Source organism: Streptomonospora litoralis (genome assembly GCF_004323735.1).
Lineage (GTDB): Bacteria > Actinomycetota > Actinomycetes > Streptosporangiales > Streptosporangiaceae > Streptomonospora > Streptomonospora litoralis.
In genome coordinates this window covers 5,554,572-5,567,723 of the sequence record NZ_CP036455.1, presented here as the reverse complement: position 1 = coordinate 5,567,723, position 13,152 = coordinate 5,554,572, and the positions used below count along the sequence as shown (strand labels likewise).

Annotated in this window: 12 protein-coding genes and 1 tRNA gene; 5 read left to right on the top strand and 8 right to left on the bottom strand. The window is 69.4% G+C overall.

What is annotated here, in order from left to right:
* Positions 1-227: 227 nt before the first annotated feature.
* On the bottom strand, positions 228-791 hold the full coding sequence (locus EKD16_RS23765) for a M15 family metallopeptidase (protein WP_207391390.1): 564 nt from the start codon (positions 789-791) through the stop codon (positions 228-230).
* 179 nt (positions 792-970) lie between these two features.
* Here EKD16_RS23765 and EKD16_RS23760 point away from each other — a divergent pair, with 179 nt between their 5' ends.
* The 3 genes from EKD16_RS23760 to EKD16_RS23750 all read left to right on the top strand — a co-directional run bounded on the left by EKD16_RS23760 (position 971) and on the right by EKD16_RS23750 (position 3,265).
* Positions 971-1,636 (top strand): response regulator transcription factor, encoded by a 666-nt coding sequence (locus tag EKD16_RS23760; protein ID WP_131101576.1) that lies wholly within the window; start codon positions 971-973, stop codon positions 1,634-1,636.
* A complete protein-coding gene (locus EKD16_RS23755; protein ID WP_131101574.1) occupies positions 1,633-2,850 on the top strand; it encodes a sensor histidine kinase in 1,218 nt (405 codons plus the stop codon). The genes EKD16_RS23760 and EKD16_RS23755 overlap by 4 nt, the downstream gene beginning before the upstream one ends.
* A gap of 97 nt (positions 2,851-2,947) precedes the next feature.
* Complete coding sequence (locus tag EKD16_RS23750) at positions 2,948-3,265, top strand: hypothetical protein (protein WP_131101572.1); 318 nt, start codon at positions 2,948-2,950, stop codon at positions 3,263-3,265.
* 24 nt (positions 3,266-3,289) lie between these two features.
* Here EKD16_RS23750 and EKD16_RS23745 read toward each other — a convergent pair whose 3' ends face one another.
* On the bottom strand, positions 3,290-4,432 hold the full coding sequence (locus EKD16_RS23745; protein ID WP_131101570.1) for an RNA polymerase sigma factor: 1,143 nt from the start codon (positions 4,430-4,432) through the stop codon (positions 3,290-3,292).
* 7 nt (positions 4,433-4,439) lie between these two features.
* A complete protein-coding gene (locus EKD16_RS23740; RefSeq protein ID WP_131101568.1) occupies positions 4,440-4,847 on the bottom strand; it encodes a YciI family protein in 408 nt (135 codons plus the stop codon).
* A 390-nt stretch (positions 4,848-5,237) separates the two neighbouring features.
* On the opposite strand from EKD16_RS23740, the gene EKD16_RS23735 reads away from it, so the two are divergent.
* Positions 5,238-5,960: a GAF and ANTAR domain-containing protein gene (locus EKD16_RS23735; RefSeq protein ID WP_165498652.1), complete on the top strand. Its 723-nt coding sequence runs from the start codon at positions 5,238-5,240 to the stop codon at positions 5,958-5,960.
* Between the two features lie 291 nt (positions 5,961-6,251).
* Here EKD16_RS23735 and EKD16_RS23730 read toward each other — a convergent pair whose 3' ends face one another.
* Genes EKD16_RS23730 through EKD16_RS23715 form a run of 4 tightly spaced genes read right to left on the bottom strand, consistent with a single transcriptional unit; the run spans position 6,252 to position 9,364 of the window.
* Positions 6,252-6,941, bottom strand: coding sequence for a glycosyltransferase (locus EKD16_RS23730; protein ID WP_131101563.1), 690 nt, complete (start codon positions 6,939-6,941; stop codon positions 6,252-6,254).
* A complete protein-coding gene (locus EKD16_RS23725; protein ID WP_131101561.1) occupies positions 6,938-7,546 on the bottom strand; it encodes an SAM-dependent methyltransferase in 609 nt (202 codons plus the stop codon). Before EKD16_RS23725 ends, EKD16_RS23730 begins: the two co-directional genes overlap by 4 nt.
* On the bottom strand, positions 7,543-8,304 hold the full coding sequence (locus EKD16_RS23720; RefSeq protein WP_131101559.1) for a PIG-L deacetylase family protein: 762 nt from the start codon (positions 8,302-8,304) through the stop codon (positions 7,543-7,545). Before EKD16_RS23720 ends, EKD16_RS23725 begins: the two co-directional genes overlap by 4 nt.
* On the bottom strand, positions 8,291-9,364 hold the full coding sequence (locus EKD16_RS23715) for an acyl-CoA dehydrogenase family protein (protein WP_242677144.1): 1,074 nt from the start codon (positions 9,362-9,364) through the stop codon (positions 8,291-8,293). Before EKD16_RS23715 ends, EKD16_RS23720 begins: the two co-directional genes overlap by 14 nt.
* 1,624 nt (positions 9,365-10,988) lie before the next feature.
* On the opposite strand from EKD16_RS23715, the gene EKD16_RS23710 reads away from it, so the two are divergent.
* Positions 10,989-12,413: a non-reducing end alpha-L-arabinofuranosidase family hydrolase gene (locus tag EKD16_RS23710; protein WP_207391629.1), complete on the top strand. Its 1,425-nt coding sequence runs from the start codon at positions 10,989-10,991 to the stop codon at positions 12,411-12,413.
* A 477-nt stretch (positions 12,414-12,890) separates the two neighbouring features.
* Here EKD16_RS23710 and EKD16_RS23705 read toward each other — a convergent pair.
* Positions 12,891-12,963, bottom strand: a tRNA-Arg gene (locus tag EKD16_RS23705).
* Positions 12,964-13,152: the final 189 nt, after the last annotated feature.

Genomic DNA, 13,152 nt, shown 5'->3' with positions numbered 1-13,152 from the left:
GTGCACGGCGGTTCTCGACGTTTCCGCCTGCATCCTAGCGCCGTGCACGGCGAACGCGCGACGCGGACCAGCGGCCGCCCCGTTCGTCGGCGGCCTTCGCGGCGGTAATCCCGGAGGCCCCGGCCGTCGGCGGAGACGTCCGGGCTGCCTTGGCAACCGCTCGGCGCGGCGCGGCGTACGTGTCACCGTCCGCGCGGCATGGGTACCGCGCTCGCCGAGGTCCACTGCTACTCCTCGGTCGCGTCGCCGAGCTGCGGTGGACACTCCCCTCCCGGTTCGGTCGCCAACTCGTAGTGCCAGATCTCGTTCGTGTAGGTCTGGCACAACCCGTAGCGGGAGCCGTAGCGGCTCATCCAGTAGGCGGCGTCGGTCGGCCCCACGTCCACTGCCTCCCCGGTGACGTGCGCCGACGTCTCGGGGGTGGCCACCCACCGGCGGGCCTTCTCCATGCCGCCGTACTTCTCTACGGCGTCCTCCAGGAGCACCGCCTGGTAGTCGGCGCTGCGCCATCCCGAGGTCACGGTGACTTCGATGTTCTCGTCCGCCGCATCCCGTGCCGCCTGGCGCAGGGCGTTGCGCAGATCCGCGTCGAGACCGCTGACGGCGGGAACGTCGGAGAACGGTGAGACCGGCTCGGACAGGTCGCCGTCCGCCGCGGTGACAGGATCGGCTTGGGACCCGAACTCCGGGGCGGCGGCCTTCGGGACGCCGACGGCGACCGCCGCGAACCCCAGGACCACCAGCGCGGCACTCGCGGCCAGGACGGAGCCGATGATCCGATGACGTGTCATTCGATGCTTCCCCTTCCGCACACGGCGCGGTCTGTGCCGCGTGCGGAGCCAGTCCATCGGCCGAGCTGTTGCAGCGGTGCTAAGCGTTCGCCATACGAATCTGCAACATCGGAGGTCCTAGGCTTACGCTGGCGCCGGAGGCACCGGAAATACGCAGGCAGACGCGGGAGGGCGAGCTGATGCGTGTACTCATCGTCGAGGACGAGCTGTATCTCGCCGAGGCGGTGCAAGAGGGGCTGCGGCGCGAAGCGATCGCGGCCGATCTCGCGCTGAACGGCGACGCGGCGCTGGAGAGCATCGGTGTCAACGACTACGACGCGGTGGTGCTCGACCGCGACGTCCCCGGCACCCACGGCGACGACGTGTGCCGCATCATCACCCGCGACCACCCGTCGGTGCGCGTGATCATGCTCACGGCCGCCAAGCGCCTGGACGACAAGGTCACCGGTTTCGAACTCGGCGCCGACGACTACCTGACCAAGCCCTTCGCCGTGAGCGAGCTCGTCGTTCGGCTGCGCGCGCTCGCGCGGCGCCCGACCGCGACCGTCCCCCCGGTCCTACAGGCAGGCGACCTGCGGTTGGACCCCTATCGCCGGGAGGCCTACCGCAACGGCCGGTTCCTGCGCCTCACCCGCAAGCAGTTCGCGGTCCTGGAGGTTCTGATGAGGGCCGAAGGCGGAGTGGTCAGCGCCGAGACACTGCTGGAGAAGGCCTGGGACGACAACGCCGACCCGTTCACCAGCGCGCCGCGGGTGACCATGTCGACGCTGCGCAAGGTCCTCGGCGAGCCCGACCCGATCGAGACCGTATCGGGCGCCGGGTACCGCCTGCGGGTAGCGCCGTGACCGGGTGGCGCCCCCGCTCGGCCGGGGTCGGGGCTGCCGGGGGCGATCGGCCGCGGCCGCCGTCCAGCGCGCGGCTCCGGCTGGCCCTCAGCTACGCCGCGTTCCTGGTGGCCGCCGGCGGGGTCGTGCTCGTCGGCGTCTACATCGTCCTGCACGAGGTGCCCAACTACCCGCTGACCGCGGCCAACCCGCGAAACAGGCCCGTCGCCCCCACCCGCGACGAGATCCTCGGCTCGCTGCTCAGCGCATCGGGCTACCTGCTCGGCGCACTGGCGCTCGTCGGGACGGTGGGCGGCTGGATACTGGCCGGTCGGGTGCTGCGGCCGCTCCGCCACATCAACGAGGCCGCGCGGATCGCCGCCGCGGGCAAGCTCGACCACCGCATTCGGCTGCGCGGCCCCAACGACGAGTTCCGCCAGGTCGCGGACTCCTTCGACGCGATGCTGGACCGCCTCCAGGAAAGCTTCGCCGTCCGGGAGCGGTTCGCCGCCAACGCCTCGCACGAACTGAGGACTCCGCTCGCGGTGACGGCGACCATGCTCGACGTCGCGGCCCACGACCCCGGGAAGCAGACCGACGCACGGTTGCTGGAACGGCTCACCGAAACGAACCAGCGGTCACTCTCCCTCATCGACGAGTTGCTGCACCTGTCGCAGGTCGACCACGTGACGGACCCCGAACCGGTCGACCTCGCCGAGATCGCGCGTGCCGCGCTCGCCGAAAAGGCCGAGGACGCGGCGCGGGCCGGCATCGCAGTGGAGAGCCGCCTCGATCCCGCGCAGACGACCGGGAACGGCACTCTGCTGGCGCAAGTGGCCGCGAACCTCGTGCAGAACTCCATCCGACACAACCTTGAGGAAGCGGGGCTGGTCCGGGTTACCACCGGACGCGCCGCTGCGGCGGAACGAGTCGTCCTCGCCGTCGAGAACACCGGCGCCGTGTACGACGGCGGCGGCGTCCAGCGCCTGCGCGAACCGTTCCTGCGGGGAGCGGGCCGCGTCTCCACCGACCGGTCCGGGGGGCCCGGCCAACGCGGGCACGGCCTGGGACTGGCCCTCGTCGACCGCATCGTCCGCGTGCACGGCGGCGAACTCGACATCTCCCCGCGCCCCGGCGGCGGACTCGTCATCACCGTGGCACTCCCCGAGCCCGAGCCCCGGCCATGCCGCCCCTCCCGAACACGCCGCGCCCTGCGGTCGCCGCTCAACGGCTGAAGGAGAGTAGCGAACGAGCTCTCGCGTCGCCGTTTCGCCGGAGGTCCGGCGGTTAGCAGCCATCGTGACAAGCACGCGGAGAAGGGGGTGGCCCGCCATGTCCGACGCAGGCAAGGAGCCTCCGATCCCGGGCTACGAGGGCCTGCCGATCGGATCGCTGCAGCACCGTATCCGAGCACTTCCCGAGGATCGGTTGCGCGATCTGATCGCCTACGAGTCCAGTCACGCCGACCGGACCAATGTGCTGGAGCTCCTCAGGTCGCGGCTGAGCGAACTCGAGAACGGCGCCGAACCCACCGGCGGTGACCAGACCTTCCATCCCGAGACTCCGGAAGCGCCCCGCGGCGGCTCCGCTGTCAGCGAAGGCGGCCAAGGACCGCGGCCCAAGGGCGATTACCAGCCCGGAAGCGCATAGGTCGAAGGTGTTCTGGCACGCCCGTCAGTGGCTGCGGGAGTTGAGGCGGGCGGCCTGGCGCACCAGGTGGTCGCGCTCGGCGAGGGTGGATGCCTTGCGGGCCGCCTCGGCGTAGAGCTGCGCCGCGGTCGCCGGGTCGCCGCCCCGCTCGTGCAGGTGGGCCGCAACCGCCGTGTGGCGGGGGAGTGTCGCGTCCACCTCCGCGAGCGCCGCCAGGCCGGCGCGGGGTCCGTCGGCTTCACCGACGGCCACGGCGCGGTTGAGGCGGACGATCGGGCTGTCGGTCAGGCGCGCGAGCTCGTCGTACCACTCGACGATCTGCACCCAGTCGGTCTCCTCGGCGGTGGGCGCATCGGCGTGCAGTGCCGCGACGGCGGCCTGGGCCTGGAACTCACCCAACCGGTCACGGGCCAGGGCCGCCTGCAGAATGCGGACGCCTTCGGCGATCGCGTCGGTGTCCCACCGGGTGCGGTCCTGCTCGGCGAGCGGTACCAAGCTGCCGTCGGGCGCGGTCCGGGCGCTGCGTCGGGCGTGGTGGAGCAGCATGAGGGCGAGCAGCCCTGCCGCCTCGGGGTGGTCGATCGCGGCCGCGAGCCGGCGGGTGAGGCGGATGGCCTCGGCGGCGAGATCGACGTCGCCGGAGTAGCCCTCGTTGAAGACCAGGTAGAGGGTGCGCAGGACGGTGGCGACGTCGCCGGGCCGGTCGAAGCGCACGCCGGATACGGTGCGCTTGGCCCGGCTGATGCGCTGGGCCATGGTCGCCTCGGGCACCAGGTAAGCCTGGGCGATCTGGCGGGTGGTCAGCCCGCCGACGGCGCGCAGCGTGAGCGCGACCGCCGACGACGGTGTCAACGACGGGTGGGCGCACAGGAAGTACAGCTGGAGCGTGTCGTCCTCCGCAGGCGCCGGTCCGGGCGCCGGCTCTTCGTCGGCGAGGTCCTCACGCCGGCGGCGGGCCGCCTCGGCCCGGGTGGCGTCGAGGTACCGGCGCCAGGCCACCGTGACCAGCCAGCCCTTGGCATCGCGCGGGGGATCGCGCGGCCAGGCGCGGACCGCCTCGACCAGCGCGTCCTGTACGGCGTCCTCGGCCGCCGCGAAATCGGCTCCGCGGCGGACGAGGATCGCGAGCACACTCGGCGCAAGCCCTCGCAGCAGGGCTTCGTTCATCGCAGGATCACTCCGTGATGGTGGGCGGCGAGGCCAGGAACGGACGCACCTCCAGCCATTCGTGGATCGGCCGCCCGCCCGCCCCGGGGGCGGCCGACAGCTCCCCGGCCAGTTCGACGGCGCGCTCGTAGCTGTCGACGTCGATCACCATCCATCCCGCGATGAGGTCCTTCGTCTCGGCGAACGGCCCGTCGGTGACCGGTGGGCGCCCCTCGCCGTCGTAGCGGACGAACGTCCCCTCCGGGGCGAGCGCCTGGCTGTCGACGAACTCGCCGGTCTGCTCCAGCCGGGCCGCGAAGTCCTCCATGTACTGCACATGCGCCGAGACCTCCTCCGGCGCCCACCGGTCCATGGGAACGTCGTTCACCGGAGCCGGAGCGCCGCGGTAGTGCTTGAGCAGCAAGTACTTGGCCATCGTGTTTCCCCTCAGTGCCGGTGCGACCCATTCTGGTCGCTTTCACAGCGGGGACGGAGCCGGCCACGGGTTCTCGACATCGGCGCCGGGATTTTTTCGGCTTCTCCGGCGGGGCCCGGACGACGGCGACCCCGCGGCCGATGCGGTGGCGGCCGCAGCGGGGACACCGGTCGGCCCGGTCGGACCCTCCCGGCTCGCCCTGCCTCCGTCTCCTTCGGCTGCACGGCGACGCGCGACAGCCCGCGCTATCGACGCGCGTGCAACGCAGCCGCGACGAAGCAGGGGACCGGGGACTGACACGGCGCCCGGTAGGTACTGGTAAGACTGATGGCAGTCGACTTCGGGGCGGAGGCTGGGAAACTAGGCCGGTGCCCGACTAGGAAAACTCCTATGGAGAACGAGCCGATACAGCTCGCCCGGACCTTTGCCCGACTGGCTGGGGAACTGGTGCAGAAGCCCTCGGTTGAGGAAACGTTGGAGGGAATTACGGCCAGTGCCGCGCGAGAGATCGCCGGGACGGACTTTGCGGGTGTATCGCTCTTGCACAAGGGCGGCAGGTTCACCACGGAGGCGGCCACGGCCCCGCTGGTCCGGGAAATCGACGACATCCAGTACGCAACGCGGCAGGGGCCGTGTGTGGATGCGATCTGGGAGCGGGGCATATTCGCCATCGACGACATGGCGCATGAGCAGCGTTGGCCCGAGTTCGTGGGGAAGGTGCGCGGACTGGGTGTGGAGAGCATGGTGTCGTTCCAGCTGGCCACGCCCCGCGGCACGCTCGGCGGGTTGAACCTGTATGCGAAAAAGGCCGGTGCTTTCGACACGCAGTCGCGGGATATGGGCGATGTGCTGGCCGATCATGCTGCGATCGCGTTGTTCAGCGCTCGGAAAGTGTGGGATCTGCAGCAGGGGATGCACACGCGTCAGCGTATCGGTGAGGCCACGGGGATTCTGATGGAACGGTTCAAGGTGGATGACCGGCAGGCGTTCATGCTGCTCTCCAAGGCATCTCAAGATCTCAACACCAAGCTCCGCGATCTTGCCCAGGAACTGGTCTATACAGGTGTGTTGCCGGATTCGGGAATTCCGCCCAGGGCGGATGGACAAGCGTGAGGGACACCTCCGCACGGGCGGTGGCGGCCCCGTCCGTGCGGAGAGCGGTCCGCAGGCGTCGAGCAAGTGCGGGCCGCAGTCGCCGACGATGACGGCGGCGGCGTATGAACCCGCGCTTTCTCGGATGCGCCGTCCTCCTCCGCGGGTGGGCGCAGGCGCCTGGAGGCCGCTGCGGGGCAGTGCTCAACTGCCGCGCTGCTGCCGACCGTGCTCACAGTGCTCGGCCCCCCGATACGGTGGCCCGGTTGCGCGAGGGTACGACGCGGGAAGCCGGATACATGCGGCCTGACGTCAGTCTTCCAGCGCCGTCAGCCGGTCGCCGAAGCCTCCTGGGGCGCGCGGATCCGGGCGGGCCGAGGTGGCCACCGGCAGGTCGGCGGGGCGCCGGATGCGGTGACCGCGGGTGCGCAGGGCGGTGACCAGGGCGTGGTCCTCGGCACGAGCCAGCGCGCAGAAGCCGCCCGAGTCGAGGTAGGCCGAGGCGCGCACGCCGAGGTTGGCGCCGTGGACGTGGGGGTGCTCGCCGTCGGCGAAGCGGTAGGTGTCGGTAAACGCGGCCGCTAACCCGGGCGGGCGCTGAGACCAGTCCTGGACGGTGATCGTGCCCGCCACCGCGTCCCATCCGGCCTCGGCATAACGGAGTTGCTCGGCGAGCCAACGCAGCGGGACGGTGCTGTCGGCATCGGTCGTGGCCAGCCACACCTTGTGGGCCGGGTGCGCGCGTGTGCGGTGCAATGCCAGACGCATCCCGGCGGCCCGCGCCGCTCCCGCGCTGCGGTGGCCGGTTTCCACGACGAGCGCGCCCGCGCGGCGAGCGAGAGCGGCCGTGGCGTCGGCGCAAGCGTCGGCGACCACGATCAGATGCCGCCGCGCAGCGGGGATGCCGCACGCCGCCGACGACGCGGCGGCGGCGTGCACGCACGCCTCGATCGTGGCGGCCTCGTCGTTGGCGGGGATGACCACGGCCGCGGCGCGGATCACACCAGGCCTTCCCGCCGGGCGACGGAGGATGAGGCCGCGGGACCGCGTGTGTGGACGTCGATGCGGAAGTCCGCCTCTGCGTGGCAGGACAGCGGCGCGAATCCGTCGTGCGCGGCGAGCACCTCGTGCGCATCGTCGCCGAGGCGGGCGTGGTCGGGGGCCGGGTGGCGCCAGTGCACCGCTACGACGGTCCCGCCGGGGCGCAGCGACGCGGCCGTCAGTTCGAGGAGATCGCCGAGGTCGGCGTCGCCGAAGTAGTACAGCAGTTCCGAGAGCACGATCAGATCGAAGGTGCCCCGCGGCCACTGCCAGGGGACGCCGGCCCGGCCGACCCGCACGTGGGCGAAGCCGGTCAGGTCGCGTTCCGCCTGCTGCGCCGTGGAGGCGACCCGTTCCCAGGCCAGCAGCGCGTCACAGCGCACAGCGAGTTCCCGGGTCAGCGCACCGATCGCGCAACCCGGTTCGAAGGCCCGCTCGTAGCGTTCGTGGGGCAACGAGGCGAGGGTCAGTGCGCGTTTCCGGCGCTCGTACCAGCGCGTGCGAAACCCCCACGGATCCGTCGATTCGGCGTACACCGCCTCGAAGTAGGCGTCCTCGACACTCATCCGAACACCACTTCGCAGTCCCGGCTGAAGTGGGCGAGCATTTCCGGCTTGAGCACGGCGGCGTCGGCCGGGTCGGTGCTCAGCGGCGCGGTCTGGGTGGTGAAGCAGTCCAGGGCGGCGGCTTTGCGGCGCTGTGCCCACGGGGGCAGTTCGAGGCGGCGCGCGGCCGGCCAGGGCACGTCGGGATGGTCGGGACGGGCCCAGTGCCACATCCACACGGGATAGAGCAGCGGCCGCGTCCCGTTCGCCACGGCCGCCAGGGCGGCGGCACCCGCCGCTTCGTGGTCGGGGTGCAGATCTCCCGGCCACGGGGCTGCGCACACGTCGAACGCCGAGCACAGACCGCTCAACCGCTCGGTCAGCTCGTCCCGGGCGCGGGTACTGTCACCGTCACCCACGCCCAGCCGCACCACCTCCGCGCTTTCGGCTCCTAGACGCCGCAGCGCCTGTGCCCGCTCGTCTCGGCGACGCTCGGCCAGCAGTGGCGGCGACAGGGTGGGACTGTTCGGGTGGGAGCCCTCGCCGTCGGTGACGGCGACGATCCGCAGCCGGGCCCCCTGCTGGGCGAGCAGGGCCAGCGCCCCGCCGACGCCCAGCACCTCGTCGTCGGGGTGTGGTGCGACGACCACGGCGCTGGAGATACCGGACACATCGAGGGGAGCGGCACGTTCGAGGCCGTCCCACGCCCGCCAGGTGGCCTCTGCGGTGCCCTCGGTGTCGATGGGGTGGGTGGCGGCGCTTTCATTAGCTTGGGCCATGGCCGTCCTCGACGTGTGGGGTGTGCGGGGCCGCGCTGGTTCCGAGTTCGGCCAGGTCGCGGTCGCCGTGATGCTGGTGGAGGTAGGCGGCCAGGTCCTCGCTCGCGCGGGCGTAGCTGATGTCGGCGGCCAGCGGCCCGGCGCCGAGCGCTTCGCGCGTACCGCGCAGCACGTTCGCGCAGGTCTCGGCGACGACGGCGCGCGCCCGCATCGCCCGCAGGCGCGCGCCGCCGAGCCGGTCGCCCGGGTCGGCGTCGACCTCGCGGGCTGCGGCGATGAGTACCGCTTCGGCGGCGTGCAGGTCCCGGTCGAGGCCGCCGAAGTAGGCGCGCGCGTGCGCATCGGCTCGGTCGGCGGCCACCCGTTCGGCCAGCGGCGCGGCGATGGCGAGCGCGCCGCCGTACCAGCAGGCCGCGACGCCGATGCCGCCGTGGTGGAAGCCCGGGCGCGCGGTGTAGGCGCCGGCAGGGCCCACGGGGGTGGCCGCGACGTCGTCGAAGGTGAGTGTGAGCGTGTCGCTGGCCGTCATCCCGGCCGCGGCCCAACTGCCGCGCTCGGCCTGGGCCGTGGCGGTGGCAACGGCGAACAGGCGCCGTTGGTCGTCGCCGATACGCGCGCTGACGAGCCCGTGGGTGCACACGCGGGCGCCGGAGCAGAACCGCTTGGTGCCGCTCAGCCGCCACTCGCCGCCGCTGTCCGGCTGGGCATCCAGGTCCGGGCCCGGCGGGTGGGCGGCCCAGACGCCCCACACAGTGTGCGGTTCGGGCGCGGGACCGCCGAGTTCGGCGAGGATCGCCACGGCGTCGCAATGCCCCTCGGCCAACCGTGCCAGCGACAGGTCACGGCGGGCCAGGTCGCGCAGCGCCGCCCAGCGCCGCCACGTATCACCGCTCCCGGGAAGCGGCAGGTCGAGGCGCCCTTCGCCGACCTCGCGCACGAGCGCGGCGGCGACCTCCAGCCGGTGTTCCGCCGCGTGGTTCGGCTCATCGGCCGGCGCCGCGGGCGCGGGAGACTCTTGTGGCGCGGTGACCGCCGTGCCCAGGTGGTCTGCGTGGTTCACTGGGCACCTGCTGCCCTCCGGGCCCGAGGGCAAACGCCGCGAGACCGGGGCGCGGTGGCACCGCAGTCCCGAGACCCTGCGGCGCAGGCCGGGTGTTCGAGCGAGGGCCTCCATGGCTGGGCCGTCTTTGGGGACGGTCCCCGCGCCACCCGGTCTAACCCGTAGGACGCGGCAATGCGGCTCGCCAATCGTTGTATTTCGCGGATTATTCTACAAAATGTTTTTAAAGCTTCTCCGGATGCTATAATGGAAATTTTGGAAATGGGTTCTGCGGGTGTCTGTCAGTGGAAAAACGGAGCGCGGAAGAGTTCTGGGTGTAGAGTCTATGGGCGCCAGGCCGATCTATGTTGTCCGAAATTGGTATACGGCAACTTTTTCAGTTGCTATAGCTGTCTTGCAGACACCGCTTGCTGTTACAGCGGGACGGGTGCCTAGTACAGCGGACTCTCCAGTCCTGAACAGGCTGCTTTTCGCGGGGTTATGCACCATATTTCTTTGGTTTACTCTCAAGGTTGGGTTATTCACGAACGTCGAAGTGCGCAAAAACAAGATCGTTTTGAAGGGGGTATTCGTCAAGTATCACATTCCCTATGTTGACTTAAAGAGTATTGGGCCTCCCCGGGACCTCTGTTTCCGTACCAGTCAAGCAGAGTATTATTGCTTCAACCTTGGATCTTCCGTCGTCGGCGATCTTTTCGGAAACAAATCGAACAGGCGAGCCAAAGAGGTGATAGAAAAATTTTGGAGGTCCGAGCATGGGGTGGATCGAGGTGGTGTGCAAAGAAGTTTGCATTTAAATATATGGACCGCAATGGCGATCTATACTTGTTTTTCGTTGATATTCGTCCAATCTCTTGGTGTTATCTGAGGTTGGCTCCGATCTTTCGTGAGGCTGCGCCGTCGGGGATGAAGGGGCGGGCCGTTGTTCTCATGAGCGCGAAAAGCCTGGTCCGGGCGTGACGACCACCCGATGCGCTCGGCCGGAGCGTCGGAGTTCACGGCCCCGAGCGCTATGCGGGCCGACAGTGGGTGCAGGTGCCCAGCACGCGGGACTCGTTATCGCGCTCCGGCTGGACGAAACAAGCCAGGTGGACATGGTCCTCGGCGAAGGTGGTCGCGACCCACGGCTGATTCAAAGTCGTCTGGTGAGAGCGATGAAGCAGGTCACGGCCTCGATCTCATCGGATTCGCCTGACCAGCGAGACCTGAGACGATCAATGAATTTGAATCACCCCTGGTCGGGCCGGGGCTCACCTCTTCCTCTCCGGGGTGACGCGGCAGCATCGCCGACCGATGTGATGTCTCGACTCGCGGTATTCCGGAATGTTTCCGAATGTTGCTTGACGTCGAGTGCGTTATCGCTCACATTCAGTGGTAAGGGCAGCGATGCCCCCGACCTTCCGGGTGGGTCTGTCGCATCGGAGTCACGTCCAGGCATGCGCCAGGCCGCCCGGCGAAATGTTAGCGCTAACAATTACGAGCGCTGGCCTGGGTTCGCGCTGGCCCCTCCGGGGAAATCGTGCACCTCCAGGCCCCGAGAGGAAGGACCATGTCTACGTTGACTAGGTTTCCGATCGCGCCCTTGCGACAGCGAGGGGGCCTGCGAGCCATCATCGCCGGCGTGATGGTCATGGTGGTCGCCAGTGCCGGCACCGTGGTCGAACCGGCACCCGCCGCGGCCGCGACAGTCGACACGAACGCGTCATACGTCCTGGTGAACCGCGAGAGCGGCAAAGCGTTGGATGTGTACAACCGGGCCACCGACAACGGGGCGCGGATCACCCAGTGGACCCGGAACGACCAGCACCAGCAGCAGTGGCGGTTCGTCGACTCCGGCGACGGTTACTACCGCTTGCAATCACGGATCTCGGACAAGGTGCTTGACGTCTACAACTGGTCGACCGCGAACGGTGCCGACATCGTCCAGTGGACCGACTACAACCAGGCCAACCAACAGTTCCGGTTGGAAGACTCACCCGGCGGCTACGTCCGGTTGATCAACCGGCACAGCGGTAAGGCCTTAGAGGTACAGGGCGCCTCGCACGCGGACGGTGCCGACATCGTGCAGGCCGACGACTCGGGTGGCGACCACCAGCAGTGGCGACTCGTCCGGGTCGACGGCGAGGGGGCGGACGACACGTGCGCTCTTCCCTCGACGTACGACTGGACTTCGACCGGCCCGCTGGCGCAGCCGAGTCAGGGATGGGTTTCGCTCAAGGACTTCACCCACGCCCCCTACAACGGCCAGCATCTCGTCTATGCGACGAACCACGACACCGGATCGACATGGGGCTCGATGAACTTCGACCTCTTCAACGACTGGTCCGGCATGGACTCGGCCGGCCAGAACCCGATGCCCTTCGCCGCCGTCGCGCCGACCCTCTTCTACTTCGCCCCCGGGGACGTCTGGGTGCTCGCCTACCAGTGGGCCGGACCCGCCTTCTCCTACCGGACATCAACCGATCCCGCCGACGTGAACAGCTGGTCGCAGGCGCAGACCCTCTTCGACGGCAGCATCGCCGACTCCTCCACAGGGCCCATCGATCAGGCGCTCATCGGCGACAGCACGGACATGTACCTGTTCTTCGCCGGAGACAACGGCAGGATCTACCGGGACAGTATGCCTATCGGCGACTTCCCTGGCAGCTTCGGTTCGACCTCGACGACCATCATGTCCGAAAGCACCAACGACCTGTTTGAAGCGGTCCAGGTCTACAACGTCGAGGGCCAGGACCAATACCTCATGATCGTCGAAGCGATCGGCGCGCAAGGAGACCGCTACTTCCGCTCGTTCACAGCCGACAGCCTGGACGGCACGTGGACACCGCAGGCCACTACCGAAAGCAACCCCTTCGCCGGCCAGGCCAACAGCGGCGCTACCTGGACCGACGACATCAGCCACGGCGAGCTGATCCGCACCGACCCCGATCAGACCATGACCGTCGATCCCTGCAACATGCAGTTCCTCTACCAGGGGCGCTCCCCCGAGTCCGGCGGCGACTACGGTCTCCTGCCGTACCGGCCGGGTCTGCTGACACTGCAGCGCTGACAGGCAGCGTCGGACTGCGGGGGCCGATTCGTCGCCGGCGGCGACATTGCGTGCCTCCCAACACGACAGGATGCGGCGGCGTGGGTCGATTCCGGAGCGTCGCCCTGCGAAAGCAGGGTCTCGGCGGACCCCCGGGTGGAACCGTCGTTCGGCGGTCGATCCGACCGGCGCCGCCGCACACGCACAGCGCTAGGCGGTGGCTCCGCTTAGGGTCTGTTCTCTGGAATCGCAAGTGAGGCAGGGCCCGCCCAGGCACACTCGGTGCTCGTGTTCGGTCGTTCGAACTCACCGATGCCGAGTGGGCCCTGCTCGCCTCGCCCATGCGTGAGCAGCATTGAGGTTACGCTGACCTCGATGGCGTTGGGGCCGCTTCGGTCCGCCACCGCCCGGACACAGCCGTCGGCGGCCGGACGCACAAGTAAGGCCCTGCAGCTGACTTTCACCAGCTCAGGGCCTCAACGATGCTCGTCGGAGCAGCGCGCTCGGGAGGATTCGAACCCCCAACCTTCTGATCCGTAGTCAGATGCTCTATCCATTGAGCTACGAGCGCTGGTTCGGTTGTGCATCTTCCGTATGGTCCGCCGAGCGGCGGTGGCTCGGTGTCCCTGCGGAAGACGTGTATGACTCTACCACGGGCGACGGAGCGGTTCCGACGGATTATCCGGGGGGTGGCGGCGGGATGTGATGGAGGTGACAGGCGCCCCCGGGTGCTCGTGTGGCCGGGAGGCGCCTGTCGGGC